The sequence below is a fragment of the Trichocoleus sp. FACHB-40 genome (assembly GCF_014695915.1).
Classification (GTDB): Bacteria; Cyanobacteriota; Cyanobacteriia; order Cyanobacteriales; family FACHB-T130; genus Funiculus; species Funiculus sociatus.
On the sequence record NZ_JACJPF010000062.1, the window covers coordinates 1 to 19,517 of the forward strand.

Consider the following 19,517-nt stretch of genomic DNA (forward strand, 5'->3'; position numbering starts at 1 on the left):
TTGGGTTTCAATCATTTAATTAATGCAATGAATCAATTTAAACCCTTTTACGCTTCTGGATAATTTTGCTTGTTTCCTATTTTCTCTCTTCGGAGAGTGACAGAAGAGGGATAACTTTGAAAATGGCTCCCTCCGGCTCCCCTTCCCTGGCAGGGAAGGGGCTGGGGGTTAGGTCTGTCACTTGTATGTACGCGGTAGCCTTTTTAAGATGAGGTTGGAGAAATCTCTTTATACCTTAATCATTTCCCAGCATTTGCAATTTGTATAAACTCGCATAAAGACCGCCTTGCTGCAATAATTCTTCGTGACTGCCCGACTCCACCAATTGCCCGCGCTTCAACACCAAAATCCGATCCACATTGCGGATAGTAGAAAGTCGGTGAGCGATGATAATAGCTGTGCGTCCTTCGAGCAACTTATCTAAAGCATCCTGAATTAAAGCTTCTGTAGCAACATCCAGACTTGCCGTTGCCTCATCTAACACTAAGACACGGGGATTGCGGATAGCAGCACGGGCGAAAGCTAACAACTGCTTTTGTCCGCTAGAAATATTAGTGCCTCGTTCTCTGAGTTGGGTGTCGTAGCTTTGAGGTAGCCGTTCGATGAAACTACCAACATTGGTTTTTTCGGCTGCTGCCTTAACTTCCTCGAATGAATAAGTGTCTCCCAGGGTGATATTGCTCTTGACATCGCCAGCGAAGAGAAAACCATCCTGAAGAATAACGCCCATGTGTTCCCGCAGTTCTTGTTGCGGTAAGTCGCGGATGTTTATTCCATCGAGGAAAATACGACCTTGGGTGGTGTCGTAAAGGCGGCACAGCAGACGGATAATAGAACTTTTTCCGGCACCTGTTGGGCCAACTAGAGCAACTTTTTCACCTGGCTTGATGGTGAAGTTTAGGTTTTTGAGGACGTATTCATCGTTTTTGTAGGCGAAAGAGACATTTTCAAAGCGAATTTCACCTTTTCGTCCGTCGTCCGTTGTCCGTTGCCCGTTGAGCGTTGCCAATGACGACTCGGAATCGCGGATTTCAATCGGCTCATTTAGAATATCAGTGATGCGCTCGACAGCGGTAAAACCAGATTGTAGCGCGGTGAACTTTTCAGCAAATTGACGCAAGGGATCGAATAGACGCTGGGCATACAAGACAAAGGCTGATAGGGTGCCAAAATTTATGGATTTCCCCATAATCAGGATGCCGCCTAACCAGAGTACGCCCGCGATCGCTACCAAGGCAACCCACTCCAGTGTCGCCGATACCGCTGAGTCGTGAAAGATGGTTTTATCAACTTCACGGACGTATCGCTGGTTGGTAGTGCGAAACAGTTCGGCGTTGAATTTCTCCCGCCGGAACAACTGCACCACGTTTACACCAACGATATTTTCTTGCAGCGTCGAGTTAAGCGCCGAAAGTTCGTCCCTAGCTTTGTAATTAGCTTTGCGGTACTCCTGCTGGAAGTAAATAATCAAACCTGTTACTGGTACCAACAACAGCACCAGCATCAATCCCATCTGCCATTGCAAGGCAAACATGGTGATAGCAATTACCAAAATCGAGACTAAATCGCTGACAATCCCAACAGCACCTGTAGAAAAGACATCCCCCAAGGCTTCTACATCGCTGGTGAGGCGCGTAATCAATCTCCCTACTGGTGTCCGGTCAAAAAACCGCACTGCCAGAGAAGTTACATGGTTAAATAAATCGGTGCGAATTTCTGCGGTAATTTGCTGCCCGACCTTCTGCACCGTGTAACCTTGGATTGCTGTAAACACCAGCCTTACCACCATTGTTACCAGCAGTAAAAGCGAGAGAATATTGATCCCATCTAATAAAGGTTTACCCCTAAGAAAAGGCCAAACTTGTTCGGAGCGAATCAACGAGATTGCTTGCCCGATTATGATTGGTTGAATGGCTCCTGCTACGGATAGCGGCAGCAACAATATGAGAGAAATTATTAGTAGACCACGACTGCGACGCGCATAGGGTGCTAGTCGTAGGAAAAGCCGCCAGTCGCTTTCGCGCCGACGCGGTTTTGCCAAATTATCCGAAAGAAGCGGGGATTGAGTCATGATCCTTAGTCTTTAGTCTTCAGTCATTAGCCCTTAACTAATCGCTAATGACTAATGACTAACTTTATTCTTTCCCCTTCAGGAGTGCGGTGGCAGCTGCCTGGAGAGATATGTAGGCAGTTTCTGGTTGTCCGTTGATGTAAGAATTACCGTCTTCGGTTTCGCAGAGGAGGCCTATTTTTTGCCCATCAGCACCAACTACCTCTAGTACGTCCTGAATCGTCTCAATGTCAAAACCTTCGACAACTGAACTCCAATCACTTTTGTCAACTGCGCGAATTCTAATAGTTTCTTCCATCTAGTTGCCTACTCCTAACAATTCAACGTTGCGTTTCGCAACTGTTCCACCCATTTATGAATATCGCCACCGTTCAGACGATATGAGAGAGGGTGGGCAATCAGCCGCGCCGTACTCTCAAATAGTGTATCAATTTCTACTAAACCGTTTTCTCGTAGAGTGCGACCTGTGGAAACCAAATCTACAATCGCCTCCGACATTCCCGTAATCGGCCCTAATTCCACTGAACCATACAAAGGCACGATTTCCACAGGTAAATCTAAGCTATCAAAGTATTCGTGGGCGCAGTGAACATACTTAGATGCGACTCTACCATGAGGCGGCAATTCCAGCACAGAACGATATGGACTTTCGGCGCGTACTGCCACGGACATCCGACAGCCTCCAAACTGAAGATCGGCTAAATTAGCTACCAGGGGATTTTTTTCTCGCAGCACGTCATAGCCGACTATTCCCAAATGCGCTTGCCCATATTCAACGTAAACGGGGACATCTTGCGCCCGTACCAGTAGCGCTTTAGCTGTACCTGTGGGATCTTCGATCTGGAGTTGGCGGTTGGCAGAATCTTGAAAGGCGCTAAAATCGAGTCCGACAGATTGGAACAGTCGAATGCTATCAGATAAGAGTGCGCCTTTAGGCAATGCAACGGTAATCATGAATAGTGCAGTAAACGTCCTGCAAAATGGTAGCTGAAAGCTGACACTTTGCACCGTCACTCTTAAGAAGAATGGCAGTGATTTAAGACTTAGAGGATAGGTAGCGCGATCGCGCTACCTATCCTCTCCCTTATTTTAGTTGGGTTTCTCGCCCCTCACCCCTCGGCTCTTGCCGAAAAAGGGTAAAAAGAAAACTCTAAAATATTTTTCTGGCTCCCCTTCTCTGATTATGGGAGAAGGGGGTGAAGCGCATTGTGACTCAGTTAGCCCTACGACGCTTCAGGCGAGTAAGCCCTACAACTGCCACTAAACCTAGTAGCGTAGTCGGTTCTGGTACGGAAACACCATTGCCATCACCAGGTACAATTACCTGGCCCCCAGTTGCAGGAGCAACCAAGGATGAGACATCGCGGACACGAATGCCTTCACCCCTCTTAATATCGCTTTCATCAATTGTGCCTCCCAGATTTCCGCGGATATACTGTTCCAGAGCTTGCTGGTAGGTAACACCTGAGAGCGTGAACTTGCGATTTTGAGGAATATTCGCCAGAGTTGCGAAGTTGTCCCCACCGTTGGCGGTAAAGTTAATTGTTGCCAGATCGAAGAGTCCTTGGTCAGAGTTTAGCAGGAAGCCACCCTGAGCCACATCATAGAGGAATTGTCCCGTCCGGTCATTGTCAGGATCGAGGAAGATACTCTGAATGCGCGAGCCGGGAGTAGTAATGATGCCATCCGCAGTCACCACCTGAGCAGGGCTGGTAACATCATAAACAACCTCTAACCCGGATAGCTGGAGGAATTGACCGCCACCACCCACATCGGGTGCAGTTTGCCCAGAAACGGCTCTTTCTAAGATTTCCAGCAGTTCTGACGCTGTGATGTCTGTAACTACTGAGACAAAATTCGAGAAGGGCAGAACATCGAAAGTGTCAAACTCTGAGATTGTATCACCGGGCAAGAAACGGCGATCGTTGCGAATGCCACCTCCGTTCTGAATGCCTACTAAAATATTTTCTGGATCTAAACCTACACTTTCTGCACCATCGCGGGCAGCATCACGCACAGCATCAGCAATCAAACTACCAGCAAGTGTACTTTTGGCACGAACATTGGTACGGATGCTGTCCAGAGGTACATTCGTTACTCCAACTGGTGTTTGTTGCAGCCTATCAACAAAGGCCGCAACTGGGTTCTGAACTTGCTCTACCAAATCTTGACGGGGAGTCAGCCCATCTAGACTCGTGTTGCGCTTGGGGCCGCTTTCTGGTTCTAAAATGCTTGTAACCCTACCATCAGCGAACTCTACCTGCAAGTTGCCCAGATATTTGTATTCGCCATCTGTGGAAACAATCAGCACTGGTTCGCCCGTTACCGCCACCAGACTGTTGACCTGTGTGCCAGTGCTGGAGTCATAGACCAGGGGGTAAGAGGGAACTGGCGTTTCTCCGGTAAGGGGCAGCAAAGGGTCATCTGGATTTGCTAGACGAGTATCGCTGCCAGCTGCAACGATGATGTCTACGTCTTTGAGTAGACCTGCTAGAGCTTTTTCCTCGTTGATGTTCTGGAGGTGAGAAACCAGTACAACTTTATTGATGCCTTGCTGAGTTAGTTTGTCAACTTCGGTCTGCACTTGGTTGGCTAAGGCGGCAAAACCAGGAGTACCTACCACGTCACCGATTGTCTCCACATCTTCGGGGCTGGAAATTGAGCGCAGTAATGGGGTTGTCACGCCTACAACACCAAGGCGCTCTTGCACTCCATTCACGGTCTTGGTGACAATGGTGCTAGGCTGAATCAATCCTTTGAGGGGATTGTTGTCTGGAATAATCAGGTTGGAGGAGACGAAGGGACGGAAACCAGTACCATCGCCTTCTGGGTCGATGAATCTAGCCAGCACATCTGGGCCAAAGTCAAATTCGTGGTTGCCGATGCCACCGACATCAATGTTAAATAGTTCTAGTGCTTTTGCATCGTAGAATTGCTGCCCTTCTGGGAGGCTCAGGCTTGCCTGGAATTGCGGCCCTGATAAGTAGTTATCTCCAGCTGTCACCAGTAGGTCAAAGTCTGTGCTGCTGGCGTTGCGTTGCCTATCGATTAAATCGGCAAACAAGCCAACGCCACTATACTCAAATGTGGTCGGTGGCGTGGTCGTTGGGGAAACAGTGCCAGTTCGGGTTAGCAGGGAGGATTCGGCATCGCTGAAGTGCAGCAGGTTGAGTGTTAGGGCGTGTGTTGTGGTGGATACTAAGGCACTGGTTAAACTCAAACTGGATACTAGCAACCAGCGCTTGCCACCAGAAAGTTGCTGAAACATTTTATTTATTTCCCTTCAATTACTTAGGTTTCTGCAAGTGGGAAGGTTGGGTCGCTAATAGGTAGCGATCGCGCCCTCTGGGTTGCTCCAATTTCTCCCCACTTTTTTGGGGTTAGATTAATAAAGATTAAGCAAATACCCTATACGTATTTGTACGAGTTAGTTCTGAATATCTGATAAACTTCTAGTAAAGAAGAGATTAATAAACTTAATATTTACTTAATCTTCATATAAATACCCGACTGCTTCACAAAAGCTTTATATATTAAACGGATTGTCAGTTTTTATACTCAGTGGGTCGGAAAAAGTAGCTGAAAGCTGATAAGCAATTCCTTTATAGGTTGTGGCGAGTCTGTCCTTTTTTCGAGGCATCCTATACGTCTCGGAAGAAGAAAATTTTATGATTCATAAAGAAATTGCCATAGCTAATTATGCGGATTCTTTTGGTAGATGATGAAATTGAGCTTGCTGAACCGCTTTCTCGCTTACTTAATCGTGAGGGGTACAGTGTTGATGTGGCTTATAATGGCGCAGATGGCAGCCAGATGGCAATGCAAGGCGGTTACGATTTGCTAATTTTGGATTGGATGCTACCGCAAATGACTGGGTTGGAGATTTGTCAGCAGATGCGATCGCTTAAACTTACCACACCAGTTCTGTTTCTCACTGCCAAAGATACTCTAGACGACCGAGTTCTGGGGTTGGACGCGGGTGCTGATGATTATCTGGTAAAGCCGTTTGAACTGCGGGAGTTATTAGCAAGAGTTCGCGCTTTGTTGCGGCGTTCTGCTGCTGATGCGTCTATAGCACCATCAGCATCAAATATACTTCATGTAACAGATTTAGAGCTTGACTGCGACAACCAGCTAGCGTATCTTCGAGGACGCACTATTGAGCTATCGGAAAAAGAAAGCCAACTGCTTGCCTATTTTATGCGTCATGCTGGGCAGTTGCTAACTCATAACCAAATTTATCACCATTTGTGGGATTCCGGAGAACAGCCCAGCAGCAACGTTTTAGCAGCTTTAATTCGCCTGTTGCGGCGCAAAATTGAGGCATCTGGGGAGACACCACTAATTCACACTGTTTATGGCAAAGGTTATCGTTTTGGCGATGGCAGTTGAACAATAGCGATCGCGCTTGTACAATTCTGCCTACGGAATTGCGATCGCTGTACTGAAGTTGTAATTCAGTATAAATTTTTATAAAAATATAATCTAAACAATGCTCTACAAGGAAATGGCCTTAATTGTTGAGTTGTCTATTTATCTTGACTACAATGAAAATAGCTCAAAATTAAATTACAAAAAACAGAGTTGATATGCCTGAAGATTTTAAAGATCCATTGATAGCTTGGAACTTGAGAAATTTAGATATCATTTTTACGAGTATTCTGTTTATAGGTTTAGCATTCCTTCTGGGCTGGCTAACTCGAAAAAATCCCTATGCTTTGTGGACTACTCTAGTTACTGCTGGCTTAATAATTCTATTATTATTAGTAACGCAGAACGATCATGGTTTTGCTTTTTTCAGCCTGAAACTTGAATAATTAGCTTAGTGTAAAACTAATCAAACTAAACATTTAGTATAGGTTGGGGAGCCACCCCCCCGCTGTGTTCCCCGCGTTGAATGGCGTGGCGTTTGAGGAATCTCACCCAACATTGACAAAATTAAAAATTAAAAAAATATATTAAATTTTTAATTTTTAATTTTTACTTCTTTGATTACTGCTCCATAGCCGAGCGTCCTTGCTTGCCTAGTCGAATCAGGACAAAATAGCTCAAGTACAATACATAAATTATCAATCCTACCATTCCTAGAAAACCTAAAAATTGGGGTGAAGTTGTGGAACCGGAGTGGAAAAACTGTTTGTAAAGTCTGGGGGCTTCCAACCAGACATTGCAAAATGGAGACTTAATCGATCCAGGGGAAAACGCACAAGAAAGGAAAGGTAGAAAAGCTAACGCGCCTAAGGTGAGGTAAACAGTGATAGCCCAACGCCATGCTGTTAGCGCTAGTTTCAAAGGACGCAGGGGCCGATCGTCAATGTCATCGTTGATATCTTCCCAAAACCAGAGAGAGACGGGAACCAGAAGGCGAGATCCGAAAGAAGCGACAAAAGCAATAGGCCATGCAGGAATCATCAGGTAAAGTGCGATCGCCATCAAACTAGAGACGCGCCAGTAGATAATTAACAAGCGGACAATGGCATCAGCTCTCTGGACAAAAGCCCAAATGAGCAGAATCAGGGGGATGATAACCGTAAACAACACTCCCAGTCGGTAGTCCATCCAAACTAGCGGTCGAAACCAGATGTCATTTTGCATGGGCGGTGTATGGCAGAAATGGCGATTTTTACCAATTTATTTTACCTGCCATTAACACCTTGCACCATGCCCATACACTCTCTATGCGATCGCGCTACAGCATAACGCACCCAAAAAACAAGCAAGGAGAACGCCCTTGTTAGACGTTCTCCTTGCTCATATCTCAGAACTATGCCGGAATAGCGGCGTTTAGCACCACGTTAAATCTATTCTTCGTAAATGCGGCACTCAGCAGCGTCCGGATTATCGTCGCAGTATAGCTCAAGAGAGTTTTTCGGTTTTTGTTGACGCTTATGAGACGCTTCTGCTTGCAGTTCTTCAACGGCATCCCACGCAGCAGCGCACTCACCGGAAGTGTCACCCTTGGCATCACAAACAGCCCGGGCTTGATCGCGTTCTTGTTCGATTTGTTCTTGGATATTGCTCATGACTTTATTAGTCCCCGTTTCTTCTTTCAGTTCAGGAAACCTGGTGAATATCGACCTTTGGCGGCATCCAGTCAGGTGTACTACTTAACTTACTCAGTTATTTCAATGATTCCTTATTTGTCATATCTGAATATGCAGTACCAGCACTGGATTGATCTTTATCTTTTAAGATTTGGTCATTTCTCCCTCACCGATGTGCCAGTATACACAACATCTGGCGCATCTAGGTTCATATTAACTAATGTTAATACACCATTACACTAACTTGGTTCCCCCATAGAGATATTGCCCTGGTAGTATAACCAAGCTAACCCGTGCTGGTGTTAGGCTTATGATAAAGCTTTGACATCCTGCCAATCTACCCAAAGGCATCGGATTTCTAGGTGAGACTTTTGTGTAATCCCTATGACTAACCAGATCAAGTGGGCAAACGCCTTATCAACCCGTCCGTCCTTGGAAGCGGCAGTCGAGGAAGTGGTCGAACGCGCCACTAAATCGTTAGAAGCACCTACTGACTTGGGTTTGGTGTTCATCTCCTCTGCTTATGCAAGTGAGTATACGCGGTTGATGCCATTGCTGGAGGAGCGGCTAAAAACAAAAGCCCTGATCGGCTGTGGTGGCGGCGGCATTATTGGGATGAACTCGTCTGGCGAGGTTGAGGAAGTTGAGGGAAAACCAGCTTTAAGCCTCACCTTGGCTCATCTGCCTGGGGTTAAGGTTCACGCTTTTGATATTGCTGGCAATGCTCTACCTGACTTGGATAGCCCTCCTGATGAATGGGTGCAACTGGTTGGCGTATCGCCTGCTGATGAACCGCAGTTCATCTTGTTAGGCGATCCTTTTTCTTCCAAGATTAACGACCTGCTCCAGGGGCTAGATTTTGCTTATCCGGGATCGGTAAAGGTGGGAGGGTTGGCTAGCGGTCGCAACATTGGAGGCAATGCTGGTTTGTTTTGTAACTACCAGTTATACGATGAGGGCGTTGTTGGGGTTGCCTTGAGTGGGAATATTGTTCTAGAAACGATTGTGGCGCAGGGTTGTCGTCCTATTGGTCCGCCTTATCGGGTAATTCAAGGGGAGCGTAATATTGTGCTGTCTGTTTCCCAGCAGGATAATGCTGATGTCAGCAGCAGCGATGGGCAATCTCAGACACCCCTGGAAGCGCTACAGAAGCTAATTGAGAACCTAAGCGAGATAGATAGGCAGTTGGCGCAGGATTCGCTGTTTGTGGGGATTGTACGGGATGAGTTTAAGCAGCAGCTAGAACCGGGAGACTTTCTCATCCGCAACTTACTGGGGGTAGATCCAAGAGTGGGGGCGATCGCTATTGGCGATCGCGTCCGCCCAGGTCAGCGCATCCAATTCCACCTCCGAGATGCCCACACCTCCGCCGAAGACCTGGAACTGCTACTCCAGCATTATCAAAAAGCAGCCACAGGCGAGACACCTACCGCACAAGAAGCAGGTGCCTTGATGTTCTCCTGTCTGGGGCGCGGAGAACGACTTTATCAAAAGCCTAACTTTGACTCCCAGTTGTTCCGTCGCTATCTGAAAAATATTCCTGTGGCGGGTTTCTTCTGTAATGGTGAAATCGGCCCAGTGGCAGGTAGTACCTTTCTACACGGCTACACCTCGGTTTTTGGCATTTGTCGCCAAGGTTAAAATTTTGTATTTCCTCGTTTCCAGCACCTTCATAAGGCGCTGAAACGAGGAAAATTAAGAGCTTATACCAATTTGATTAATATCTGAAAGCTTATACGTGGGTAGGAGCATGGCAGTGCCATGCCCCTACCCTCAATTGATGTGTTGCATTGTTTTTTAAAATTGGTATTACATTACAAAAGTGGTACTTTTTCTGAGTTCTCTGAATTACTATTTCGCTTTTGAATTACCTTTGCAGGAACTCCAACTGCAACTGAGTAAGGTGGAATATCTTTGGTGACAACGGCTCCTGCACCAATGACGCTACCTTGACCAATTGTGACTCCATCAAGTACCTTTACTCCAGCCCCTAGCCAACAGTCATCCTCGATCACAATTCCTTTGCGGGTGACTCCTTGGTTCCATATATAACGAGAGGGATCTGCAAAGTTATGATTGTTTGCATAAATCCCAACGTATGATGCAATTAAACACTTTTTACCAATTTTGATATTACCGGGGCCAGCTAAACAGGTGTAGGGGGAAATGTGCGTACCTTCACCAATTTCAATATGGCAGTTACCTTCGTGAGGAACAACGTTGATATCAACACCTCGATCGAGGCAGACATTAGAACAAATGCGGATCTTACTATTTTTTTCACAAGCGTTTAAACGAACGTCACGGAGAATCTTGACGTTATTCCCAATCTCAATGCAACTAGCACCAATAAATTCACACCCAGTCTGAATATATACAGACTTACCTAACCAACCAAACATTTTAGGGTATAGTAGTTTCCGCATTATAGTGCCTACGGGCCGCCGAATTTGTCCTAATAATATAGTCAATACAGCTTCTTTCACCCGCGACAAACGTGTAAGAGAATGATGTTCCGGTGAAGGAAATTGAGATTTTTCATTATTCATAACAAGACTCATGGTAAATACACTCCCTGATTGTTAAGTAAAATCAAAGCTAGTTTTTAAAAACCAACTTTGGTGATGGCATGTGCAGCTTGTTGGATAGCTTTTTCGACTGAATGAAGTCAGTCTAAAGTAGCGATCGCTTGAAATTATGTAGGAAAACGTTCTCAAAGAAGTTAATACATCAGGCAGACTTCCTTGAGGTTGCTATTAATTTGTTTTCAGCAAAAAAACGTACTTACTAGAAACTGGTATAGTTTTTAGTAGTATCTGTAGGGTATTTATGGAGAAGTAATTTAAACCTACGCAGTTACTTCCCACAGCTGTGTCTTAATACCTGTGACCCAAATTAGGGTGGATTATCTCCAACTTCAGCCATCACGTTAAAATTTACCATCGGTGCAAATAATAAAGGACTTCCACGACGGCTATAGCGACTTTCCTGCAACCAATTTTTTTCTTCTACTGTTAGTGGCTTCACGATGTAGAGAGTGAATTTATAAACTAAGTACAGACAGAGTGCAACTAAAGTTATATGTTTTAAGACTTAATCTAGTCAAGGCAAATATTCAACACCATCCCCCTAATGGTAGATATTAGGAGTAGGGATCGTAAACTAAATGAATAAAATTGTGGAGTTGTCGATAAGCTTAGGGGTGCCATCGGTAGCGATCGCGCCAAATGACTCGAAATATCGCTTTACTGCGGGAGGGAATTCCGAAAAGTCAAATAAAGCGTCGCCGTTAGCAATATCTGCCCAAAAATAGCGCAAATTGGGGACTAATTTTTCTGCTTCTGCTATTGGTAGATTTAAAGGCGCATCGGTTAGCAGTTTGAGCATAAAGGGAACAGAGCGATCGCCCATCCACTCTCTCGATTTCTGCGACAGCATTGGGTAATTTGGCACAGATTCTACCCGTGGTGAATCAATCTGTAAGGATTTTCTACCTTCCTTGTCGGTGCGAAAATCCAATATCCGGTAGGGATGAGGATAGCTAACTAGAGAACCCGTGGTAATATCAAATACATTGCGATCGCAAGCGATATCCTGAACGTGCAAATGCCCTGTAAATACCAGATTTACTCCAGAATCGCGGAGTATTTGCAACAGTAAAGGTGCGTTTTTCAGCATATACCTACGTCCTAGCTGATGTTGCGATTGTTCAGGCAAATGCTCGACAACGTTGTGATGCACCATCACCAGCACCAACTCGTTATCATCAATATCTGCTAACACCTGTCGCAGCCAAGCTAACTGTTGCTCATCTAAACACCCTATCTGTTTTCCCTGATCATCAAACTGATTAGAATTCAGCCCAATTAGCCGCACTCCAGGCAAAATTTCACAAGTATAATACAACTGCTCTGGATTTTTATAACCGAACTGCTGATAAGCTGTTCGTCATTTAAACCTGATTGTCAAGAATTGCCGAATCCTTGTAGTGCGACCATCTTGGTTGGGACTAATAACCAATTTAAAGGAGTAACAGCTTAGTAGTAGGGAAAGTCTTTTAGCCCAATATTTTGCCCAGTTGATACTAAACTCAGTACATCATGATTCCCCGGAACGACGAAGACTGGGAAAGGTAGCTTCAACAGACGCTTAGCAAGCCAAGCGTGATTATCTGGTTCCCCATCTTGGGTTAAATCTCCGGGTAACAACAGAAAATCTAGGTCGAGTTTTTCTATATTTTCCAGTACAATCTCTAGTGCTGGGATACTTACTTCCACCAGATGAAATCGGCTGGGATGATCGGAAATAGTGTGAGGAAGCGCGATGTGTAAGTCGCTGACTACAGCAAAGCGAAAATTCAGACTCATAGAGATAATGCCAAGAAAGATCGAGGGATGTAATAATAACTGATCCCTGTAGATCATAACCTTTGCTACATTACCTTACGACAAAAGCTGGCGCAGAACTTCAGTATGGCGCTATACAAATTAAGCCTGAGGAGAGTAGGCTTATTATCTATAGCAGTCCTATTTGATTCGTAAAAAACGAACCACTTCAGGCGCAGAGGGCGCAGATAAATAAAAGAGAGAGGGTTACAACTCATTTAGGATTGTTATATAGCTTGCTGTCTTCAGGCTTAGTTTGTTCGACCTTGACTTTAGTGGCCGAATATTTGAAAAAGGAGTTTAAATTTTGGGATCTGTCCGAGTTCGCCAACACGTTAACCCACTTTCACAGAAGTATCTTGAACCAGTGAATCCTCCCGACTGGGAGAAAATTTATGCCAATCCGACACAACCGCTGCATTTGGATATTGGATGCGCCAAAGGGCGATTTTTGTTGAAGATGGCAACTGTGGAACCTGATTGGAATTTTCTAGGTTTGGAAATTCGAGAACCATTAGTAGAAGATGCAAATGAACGGAAAGTAAGCGCTGGATTGCAAAATGTCCACTACATATTTTGCAATGTGAATAATTCGTTAAATCCTCTTTTAGGTTCTTTGCCAGATGGCACCTTGCAGCGCGTGACAATTCAATTCCCCGATCCCTGGTTTAAAAATCGCCATGCTAAACGTCGCGTCGTGCAGCCAGAGATGGTAGAAGTTTTAGCAAAATATCTTGTTAGTGGAGGAGTTGTATTTTTCCAGTCAGATATTGAGGTTGTGGCGGTAGAAATGCGTGATCGCTTCTCATCTCACCCAGCTTTTCAAAGGCAAGGTGATACCTGGCTAGATCCTAACCCGTTACCAGTCCCGACTGAGCGCGAAGTATCTACTATTTCTTCTGGTGAACCCGTTTATCGCGCCATATTTAAAAAGCGATAAACGGGTTTCTCTCGTTCTCTAGGCATAAGCTTGGAGAACGATCAATAGCTTTTCTAAACCCAATTTGGCAACCATTGGCGTAACCAAAACGGCACATATTTACCATTGAAGCGCGGCATTCGCCAATTATAAGCTTCCGGTGATAAAGGTAAACCCAGATAAATCGGCATCCAAAATATAAAAGCTAACAAAATTGCCACAATTATTGTGATAGCGATCGCGCGAAACTCAGGTGTCGGACTAAATAGCCATCGATCGACAATCCAAGCTAGCGCCAATGCAGCAAACACGCATGCTCCCATGTAATGATACAAAAAAGTGCAGCGTGTCACTCTCACCCAAGGCAACAAGTTTGCTAACCAGTTAAAAACTAAATACAGGCCTATCCAGGTTGAAGCGCTTGGCGTATATTTCCAACTTTTTTTAGTTAGAAACCGTTGAGTTACTAGCAACAGCAGTGAAATAATTGCCACTGTTGACAGCCACCACAAAATAGGATTCCCCATCGCATGAACATCATAAATTACTTTCGCTGTACCTACAGGCAAAGGTGGTAAATTTGGTACAGTTTCAGTAGTATTTTGAGCGGTTTGGTAAAAGTAAGCAACTGGGCGCAGCATCAACAGCCAACTGTACCATCTGGAGCAGTAAGGATGAACTTTAGGCCCATCACCTACCCCTTGGTGGTACGTCAAAATTTTCTTTTGCACTTCCCAAAATCCAAATTCTGGGTTTAGTTTTAAGTGAGGAATCCAGATGACGGAGTAAAACAGGAAGGGGATTATTGCTAAATTTATTAAAATGTGAATTAACTTTATTTGCGTTAAATTTTGTAGCGGTATTTTGGGAATAAGAGGGGATAAATTATCGGCAACAATTGAAGAATTATCTTTAGCTTTATTTTTAAGTATTTTATTATTAACTATTTGTAGTATCCAGGCAAAACCCCAGATAAAATATACTCCTAATAGAAACCATAAGCCATTCCATTTTATGGCAACTGATGCGCCGAAAAACATACCAGAAAGAGCAAGAGTTAACCAACGTCGTGTTGATTGATTAGCTAATGCCAACAGGAAAAAATATTGTCCTAGCAGCCCGAAAATAACTAGGTAAACGTTATTAAGGGCATAGCGGGACTCTACTAGGAATAAACCATCAGCAGCGGCAAATATGGCGGCGATTAAGGCATAGCTGCGGCGGTAACTCAGCTGATAAGCGATCGCTCCCACAACTAAGGGAATAAAAGAGCCTGTGAGTGCGTTCAGCCACCGGTAACTCCAAGGTGATCGCAAAGAACCCGATAATCCATTCATCCCATCGCCCACAGGGAAGCGATCGCCTATCCACATCCCGACGGCGATGATGTATTTACTCAGAGGCGGATGTCCATCAAAAAAACGAGTTTGAGTTAGATAGTTGTTGGCAAATTTAGCATAGTAAACTTCATCAAATACCAGAGTGTTAAATCGTTCCAAACCCCAAAATCTCAGGGCAAGTGAAACTAAAAATACGCCAGTCATGCCAAGCCAGAACCAGTGGTGCCTGATAGAAAATTTGTTCGATGAGGACATAAAATTACGTTAAAAATATTCCTGATATTCCTATTACAGTGCGGCTAGACAAACAAAGCTTGACAAGAGCAGGCTAACAAAAGGCTAATGCTTAAAGGCTGCTAACGCAGTTTTTTCTCAAGTAGCTGCACCGTTGAGGGTGTCGCCTACTCTCAGGATGCACCTCCTCAAAACTGTGTAGCATCATCCCAAAAGTTATTCAATAAGAGTTTATCCTGAGTGCAGTAGCTGCTGGGTACAACCATGAAACACGATGATTTGAGCGATCGCGAAGTCGTTGCTAGTCGCGGATCTTCTCCGCCGCCGTCTGGGTGGCAAGGCGCGATCGCGAGATTCTTTAAGTTTGACGAATTCAACACTAACTTTCGCACCGAGGTGCTGGCTGGTGTCACTACCTTTATGACAATGGCATATATTCTGGCAGTCAATCCGGGGATTTTGTCAAATGCGATTTTTCTCTCCCAGCCGCAGGATTTGTTTGGCGAGTTGGTAATAGCGACGGCACTTTCCAGCGCGATCGCTACCTTGGTGATGGGCTTAACGGCAAATTATCCCTTCGCTCTTGCGCCGGGGATGGGGCTAAATGCCTTTTTTGCTTTCTCCGTAGTTTTGGCGCTAAAAATCGATTGGCGGGTGGCTTTAAGCGCTGTCTTAATCGAAGGACTAATTTTCATTGCCCTTACCCTATCAAATATTCGCAGCCAAATTATTAAAGCAATCCCCGAATGTCTCAAACAAGCCACAGCAGCGGGAATTGGCTTGTTTATTGCTTACATCGGTTTGGCGGGCGATCCCAAGACTGGCGGCGCGGGAATAATTGTGGCAAACCCCGCCACGAAAACCGCTTTGGGTAATTTTGCTCAACCAACGACTTTGGTAGCGATCGCAGGTATTCTCATCACCGCCGCTTTTGTCGCCCGCCGGATCAAAGGGGCGCTACTGTGGGGAATTCTCGCAACTGCCTTACTCGGATGGATTCTTCGCATCGCACCCGCGCCTTCTGGTATTGTCGCATTACCGCAGTGGCCTGGAGATTTATTTGGGCAAGCTGTCGTAGGTTTGAGTCAAATTGGTAGAACTAATATCTGGGATTTAGTCGCTGTTACCTTTGTCTTTCTATTCATAGACTTATTCGACACCATTGGCACCCTCGCAGGTGTCGGAACGCAAGCAGGCTACATTGATGAAAATGGCGAACTTCCCCGCGCCAGCGAAGCGCTGATGGCAGATGCGGTAGGAACTACAGTAGGTGCAATTTTGGGAACTTCCACCGTCACTACTTACATTGAATCTGCGGCTGGAGTTTCAGAAGGAGGACGCACCGGTTTTACTGCTGTTGTCACCGCCATTTTATTCACCCTATCGATATTTTTTATTCCCCTCCTTTCAGCAGTTCCCGCTTTCGCCACAGCACCAGCATTGTTAATTGTTGGCGTATTGATGGCGGGCAATGTGCGGATGATTCGTTGGGACGACCCAGCAGAATCTATTCCCTCATTTTTGACAATTTTACTAATGCCTTTAACTTACTCAATTGCCGAAGGTCTAGCGATTGGCTTTATCACTTATCCGCTGATTAAATCGTTTCAAGGGAAAGCCCATGAAATTAGTTTAGCAGTGTGGATTTTGGCTGGAATTTTCGTGCTGAGATTTGTGTTGATGGCTGTAAGAGCAGGTAGTTGAAGAATGCGATCGCATTTTACCCTAAACGCGATCGCTTCCTACCTACTACAATTTTTCTTCTTTCTCTAAATTTTTAATGTATATCCTCCTCTGTAATCCGCTAAAATTGCTTTCTGCTGAAAATACTTTATATTACACAGAATTTATCCCCCGTAAACAACACCTTGCAGCGGTAAAAAAGTTGGACAAGCCCATCATATTGAAATTTTTAATAATACGATGCCTTTAATAATTTATTAATAAAATAAAAAAAACCATGCCTTTATCTACAAATTTAGAAAACTGCATGGGAACTATCTGGTATTTTATCTATCATTAGAATAGATCGCTACTTGTGTAATAATTTATTACTATATATTGACCACTAACAATTTATATGAGCAATTCTGTAGCACAGCGTCTGGAACAATACACCGTCAAGCGATCGCAAGAGGTTTTACTTGTCACCGTTTTAGTTGCTGAGGAAGAAGATCAAATTGCCATTTTTAAAGGATACTCTAGTTCTTTGATGCGCCCCACAGCTTTTGATCCCGATATTCCGGTGCTGCCAGACCATGCAAAAATTATCTCTATTGATAGGCTATTTGCCCCCTATAATCCCTCTTCTCCCCATTATATACAGCAAGGCTTGACGTGGGAGACACTGCAACCGCTCTTGTCTGAGGTGGGAGTTTGAGCAAAACTAAGTTAGGCTGATAGTAAAAGCAGAGTGTAAATTTAAGTAGTGACAGGTTAAGAATAGTATTTAAGTATTTCACTTAACGCTTGACTATGCCACCTCAAGACCCTGGTTGTTCCCCAAGAAGCAAAGTTGTAGCTGATAATCCTGCGCTAGAGAGTCAACCTCAGCTCTCACAACCTTCATCCCAATGGGTAAGCAAACTTATCCATCATTCCAGTATTAGAAAAAAAATTGGCCTTGGCTATGTCCTTGCCCTTTCTGTAGCCATTGTAGGAACTAATATTGGGCGTTTAGTAGGAGGTTATTTATATGAAATTCAGGCTAAGGAAAAGCTAGAGCTTGCCCGTAAAGAAACACTTCTTTTCCATGAATTGAGGTCTAACGTATTAGAGGCACGAAACCACCAGCAACAATTTATATCTTTTATATCGCAACCAGAGGAATTTAAAAAACACTATTCCCACTATATTGAGCATTCAGATGAAGTTGTGCATCTGCTGTCTGAAATAAAAACTTTAGCAGATATCACAAATCGCCAGGATTTGCAGCAATTTCTCCAAAATCAGAACAAGCAAGTAGAAGGCTACTTTCAGCAAGTAGAAGCCCTTTTAAAGCAAATTAACTGGAATAATTTAAAACCAGAAGGAATTCCAGCGGCACAACAGGCACTGATCGCTTTTACAAACGAAAGCGTGGCTACCGATTTCGATGAATTTTCTGAAGATATAGAAAACTTGATTGCGATTGCTCGCAAGGCAGAAGACGAAGCCTATCTTGCCCTACAAGAGGCAGAGACTTTAGGAACAAAGGTGGCAATTATCGTAATGCTACTGTCGATCGCGATCGCTACAGTGATCGCCATTTCTACCAGTCGCGCGATCGCTCGTCCCATTGAAGCTGTCACCAGAGTAGCGCAAAAAGCGACGGAGGAAGCTAATTTTGATTTGCAAGCTCCTGTCACCACCAAAGATGAAGTAGGCGTATTAGCGATCGCTTTCAACAATCTCATTCACCGAGTAAAAGACTATACCGAAAAATTAGAGCTATCTCGTATGACATTGGAAAGACGAGTAAAAGAACGCACCGTCGAACTTTGGCGCAAACATGAGCAGCTAGAGGAAGCTCACGAAGATTTGCAACAGCTAAATATGGAATTAATATCTCAGGCTGACGATCTCAATCAAGCTCTGCAAAATCTCCGAGAGACCCAGGCACAGCTGATTCAAACAGAAAAAATGTCCAGCCTGGGGCAGATGGTAGCAGGAGTGGCACATGAAATTAATAACCCAGTTAACTTCATCTATGGCAACCTGTCATACGTCAATGAATATACTCAAAATTTATTAACTTTAATCGACTTTTACCAACAACGCTATCCTAATCCTGACCAAGAACTCCAAGACTACATGGAAGCCATTGAACTAGACTTCTTGGGTGAAGATTTACCGAAAATGCTTTCTTCGATGAAGATGGGAACTGACCGCATCCGCCAGATTGTTCTTAGCTTGCGGAACTTTTCTCGTCTCGACGAAGCTGCTATGAAATCTGTCGATATTCACGAAGGAATTGATAGTACGCTATTGATTCTCAATAGTCGTCTCAAGCAGGGAATTGAAATTACTAAGAAATATGGAAATTTGCCTTTGGTTGAGTGTTATCCAGCTCAACTAAATCAGGTGTTTATGAATATCTTGAGCAATGCGATTGATGCCCTGCTAGAACAAGTAGAGCAACCAGTCAAACAGATAGTGATTCATACAGAAACTGTAACTCCAGAAAATAATATCCCATCTGTACTGGTGCGGATTTGTGACAACGGCCCCGGTGTTCCTCCAGAAATCCGAGCTAAACTATTTGAAGCGTTTTTCACCACGAAGCCAGTAGGAAAAGGCACCGGGCTAGGGTTGGCGATTTGTTACCAGATTGTTGAAAAGCATGGCGGCAGAATTGAGGTAATTTCGCAGGTTGGACAAGGAACCGAGTTTGCGATCGCATTACCTATTCAACATTCTTAAAATAGAAATCCATTCATTCTCTTTTCCCATACTGTGGGCGAATGTGGAACCAAACGCACAAAGCTGGCTCAGATTCTGAATCTGGGTTTAAATACTTAATATTCGGCAATTGAAAGAAAATAT

The 19,517-nt window shown here is 44.4% G+C and carries 16 protein-coding genes and 2 pseudogenes; 7 read left to right on the forward strand and 11 right to left on the reverse strand.

Translation table 11 applies throughout. The features are described 5' to 3' along the window. Positions 1–235: 235 nt before the first annotated feature. The 4 genes from H6F63_RS14405 to H6F63_RS14420 all read right to left on the reverse strand — a co-directional run bounded on the left by H6F63_RS14405 (position 236) and on the right by H6F63_RS14420 (position 5,339). On the reverse strand, positions 236–2,071 hold the full coding sequence (locus tag H6F63_RS14405) for an ABC transporter ATP-binding protein (RefSeq protein ID WP_190638314.1): 1,836 nt from the start codon (positions 2,069–2,071) through the stop codon (positions 236–238). A 64-nt stretch (positions 2,072–2,135) separates the two neighbouring features. Further along, on the reverse strand, positions 2,136–2,369 hold the full coding sequence (locus tag H6F63_RS14410; protein ID WP_190418151.1) for a hypothetical protein: 234 nt from the start codon (positions 2,367–2,369) through the stop codon (positions 2,136–2,138). A gap of 14 nt (positions 2,370–2,383) precedes the next feature. Continuing rightward, positions 2,384–3,025, reverse strand: a complete 642-nt coding sequence (gene hisG / locus H6F63_RS14415) for an ATP phosphoribosyltransferase (RefSeq protein WP_190638315.1) — start codon at positions 3,023–3,025, stop codon at positions 2,384–2,386. Positions 3,026–3,284: 259 nt separating this feature from the next. Next, positions 3,285–5,339: a 5'-nucleotidase C-terminal domain-containing protein gene (locus tag H6F63_RS14420; protein WP_190638316.1), complete on the reverse strand. Its 2,055-nt coding sequence runs from the start codon at positions 5,337–5,339 to the stop codon at positions 3,285–3,287. A gap of 431 nt (positions 5,340–5,770) precedes the next feature. On the opposite strand from H6F63_RS14420, the gene rppA reads away from it, so the two are divergent. Continuing rightward, positions 5,771–6,463, forward strand: a complete 693-nt coding sequence (gene rppA, locus H6F63_RS14425) for a two-component system response regulator RppA (protein WP_190638317.1) — start codon at positions 5,771–5,773, stop codon at positions 6,461–6,463. 197 nt (positions 6,464–6,660) lie between these two features. Continuing rightward, a complete protein-coding gene (locus H6F63_RS14430) occupies positions 6,661–6,888 on the forward strand; it encodes a hypothetical protein (RefSeq protein WP_190418159.1) in 228 nt (75 codons plus the stop codon). 175 nt (positions 6,889–7,063) lie between these two features. Here the strand turns inward: H6F63_RS14430 and H6F63_RS14435 are convergent, their stop codons facing one another. Together H6F63_RS14435 and H6F63_RS14440 are read right to left on the reverse strand one after the other, a co-directional pair. After that, complete coding sequence (locus H6F63_RS14435) at positions 7,064–7,666, reverse strand: DUF3177 family protein (protein WP_190418161.1); 603 nt, start codon at positions 7,664–7,666, stop codon at positions 7,064–7,066. 206 nt (positions 7,667–7,872) lie between these two features. Beyond that, complete coding sequence (locus H6F63_RS14440) at positions 7,873–8,094, reverse strand: Calvin cycle protein CP12 (RefSeq protein WP_190418163.1); 222 nt, start codon at positions 8,092–8,094, stop codon at positions 7,873–7,875. Between the two features lie 405 nt (positions 8,095–8,499). On the opposite strand from H6F63_RS14440, the gene H6F63_RS14445 reads away from it, so the two are divergent. Then, on the forward strand, positions 8,500–9,756 hold the full coding sequence (locus tag H6F63_RS14445) for an FIST N-terminal domain-containing protein (protein ID WP_190418165.1): 1,257 nt from the start codon (positions 8,500–8,502) through the stop codon (positions 9,754–9,756). Positions 9,757–9,929: 173 nt separating this feature from the next. Here H6F63_RS14445 and H6F63_RS30555 read toward each other — a convergent pair whose 3' ends face one another. The 4 genes and pseudogenes from H6F63_RS30555 to H6F63_RS14460 all read right to left on the reverse strand — a co-directional run. Continuing rightward, positions 9,930–10,664, reverse strand: a complete 735-nt coding sequence (locus tag H6F63_RS30555; RefSeq protein WP_190638318.1) for a DapH/DapD/GlmU-related protein — start codon at positions 10,662–10,664, stop codon at positions 9,930–9,932. Between the two features lie 346 nt (positions 10,665–11,010). Beyond that, positions 11,011–11,142: a hypothetical protein gene (locus H6F63_RS30560; protein WP_277873942.1), complete on the reverse strand. Its 132-nt coding sequence runs from the start codon at positions 11,140–11,142 to the stop codon at positions 11,011–11,013. Positions 11,143–11,277: 135 nt separating this feature from the next. Further along, positions 11,278–12,054 (reverse strand): annotated as a pseudogene (locus H6F63_RS14455) (metallophosphoesterase); the annotation flags it as partial. A gap of 101 nt (positions 12,055–12,155) precedes the next feature. Further along, positions 12,156–12,482, reverse strand: a pseudogene (locus tag H6F63_RS14460) (metallophosphoesterase); the annotation flags it as partial. Between the two features lie 325 nt (positions 12,483–12,807). On the opposite strand from H6F63_RS14460, the gene trmB reads away from it, so the two are divergent. Then, a complete protein-coding gene (gene trmB, locus H6F63_RS14465) occupies positions 12,808–13,440 on the forward strand; it encodes a tRNA (guanosine(46)-N7)-methyltransferase TrmB (RefSeq protein ID WP_190638320.1) in 633 nt (210 codons plus the stop codon). A gap of 53 nt (positions 13,441–13,493) precedes the next feature. On the opposite strand, the gene H6F63_RS14470 is transcribed toward trmB, so the two are convergent. Continuing rightward, complete coding sequence (locus H6F63_RS14470) at positions 13,494–15,014, reverse strand: phospholipid carrier-dependent glycosyltransferase (protein ID WP_190638321.1); 1,521 nt, start codon at positions 15,012–15,014, stop codon at positions 13,494–13,496. A gap of 243 nt (positions 15,015–15,257) precedes the next feature. On the opposite strand from H6F63_RS14470, the gene H6F63_RS14475 reads away from it, so the two are divergent. From H6F63_RS14475 to H6F63_RS14485, 3 genes are all read left to right on the forward strand, one after another. Then, entirely contained in the window at positions 15,258–16,697 is a 1,440-nt protein-coding gene (locus H6F63_RS14475; RefSeq protein ID WP_190638322.1) for an NCS2 family permease, read from the forward strand. A gap of 376 nt (positions 16,698–17,073) precedes the next feature. Further along, complete coding sequence (locus H6F63_RS14480; protein WP_190638323.1) at positions 17,074–17,373, forward strand: hypothetical protein; 300 nt, start codon at positions 17,074–17,076, stop codon at positions 17,371–17,373. A 95-nt stretch (positions 17,374–17,468) separates the two neighbouring features. Continuing rightward, positions 17,469–19,394 (forward strand): ATP-binding protein, encoded by a 1,926-nt coding sequence (locus H6F63_RS14485; RefSeq protein WP_190638324.1) that lies wholly within the window; start codon positions 17,469–17,471, stop codon positions 19,392–19,394. Positions 19,395–19,517 lie beyond the last annotated feature (123 nt).

What these genes read in the sequence shown, in the direction of transcription:
- H6F63_RS14435 (WP_190418161.1), bottom strand. Translation starts at nt 7,666, where the DNA reads ATGCAAAATGACATCTGGTTTCGACCGCTAGTTTGGATGGACTACCGA.
- rppA (WP_190638317.1), top strand. Translation starts at nt 5,771, where the DNA reads ATGCGGATTCTTTTGGTAGATGATGAAATTGAGCTTGCTGAACCGCTT.
- H6F63_RS14405 (WP_190638314.1), bottom strand. Translation starts at nt 2,071, where the DNA reads ATGACTCAATCCCCGCTTCTTTCGGATAATTTGGCAAAACCGCGTCGG.
- H6F63_RS14485 (WP_190638324.1), top strand. Translation starts at nt 17,469, where the DNA reads ATGCCACCTCAAGACCCTGGTTGTTCCCCAAGAAGCAAAGTTGTAGCT.
- H6F63_RS14480 (WP_190638323.1), top strand. Translation starts at nt 17,074, where the DNA reads ATGAGCAATTCTGTAGCACAGCGTCTGGAACAATACACCGTCAAGCGA.
- H6F63_RS14430 (WP_190418159.1), top strand. Translation starts at nt 6,661, where the DNA reads ATGCCTGAAGATTTTAAAGATCCATTGATAGCTTGGAACTTGAGAAAT.
- hisG (WP_190638315.1), bottom strand. Translation starts at nt 3,025, where the DNA reads ATGATTACCGTTGCATTGCCTAAAGGCGCACTCTTATCTGATAGCATT.
- H6F63_RS14440 (WP_190418163.1), bottom strand. Translation starts at nt 8,094, where the DNA reads ATGAGCAATATCCAAGAACAAATCGAACAAGAACGCGATCAAGCCCGG.
- H6F63_RS14410 (WP_190418151.1), bottom strand. Translation starts at nt 2,369, where the DNA reads ATGGAAGAAACTATTAGAATTCGCGCAGTTGACAAAAGTGATTGGAGT.
- H6F63_RS14445 (WP_190418165.1), top strand. Translation starts at nt 8,500, where the DNA reads ATGACTAACCAGATCAAGTGGGCAAACGCCTTATCAACCCGTCCGTCC.
- H6F63_RS14470 (WP_190638321.1), bottom strand. Translation starts at nt 15,014, where the DNA reads ATGTCCTCATCGAACAAATTTTCTATCAGGCACCACTGGTTCTGGCTT.
- H6F63_RS14420 (WP_190638316.1), bottom strand. Translation starts at nt 5,339, where the DNA reads ATGTTTCAGCAACTTTCTGGTGGCAAGCGCTGGTTGCTAGTATCCAGT.
- H6F63_RS14475 (WP_190638322.1), top strand. Translation starts at nt 15,258, where the DNA reads ATGAAACACGATGATTTGAGCGATCGCGAAGTCGTTGCTAGTCGCGGA.
- H6F63_RS30555 (WP_190638318.1), bottom strand. Translation starts at nt 10,664, where the DNA reads ATGAATAATGAAAAATCTCAATTTCCTTCACCGGAACATCATTCTCTT.